A 337-nucleotide genomic window follows, 5' to 3' on the forward strand; every position below is an offset into this window, starting at 1 on the left:
GGTCACGGTACCAGTGGTTTTGCCGACTTCGATGGTGATGTTCTGGCCGTTGGCCAGAGTCACAGTAACAGGCGAACCAGTTACTGGTGCACCGACAGTCGCGGTGTAGGTGACAGTGCCACCTTCGGCAGCGGACTCGGTCGCCGTCAGTTTGACGGTGGTCGTGTCGATGGTGTCCGTCACGTTGGTGACGGCTGGAACAGTGCTCGGAACCAGGTTTTCGAAGTTGCCACCGGTCGCGGTCGAAATGGTCGCTTCGACTTTGCCCGCATCTTTGTAGACGTCATCCGCCGGAGCGGCAACGGTCACAGTGCCGGTGGTTTTGCCGGCCTCGATG

The 337-nt window shown here is 59.9% G+C and carries 1 protein-coding gene; it reads right to left on the reverse strand.

What is annotated here, in order from left to right; genetic code table 11:
- A partial coding sequence (locus ACQ4OE_RS26800) for an immunoglobulin-like domain-containing protein (RefSeq protein ID WP_430948460.1) occupies positions 1 to 337 on the reverse strand: 337 nt, incomplete at both ends.

Source organism: Pseudomonas sp. WC2 (assembly GCF_050586545.1).
GTDB lineage: Bacteria > Pseudomonadota > Gammaproteobacteria > Pseudomonadales > Pseudomonadaceae > Aquipseudomonas.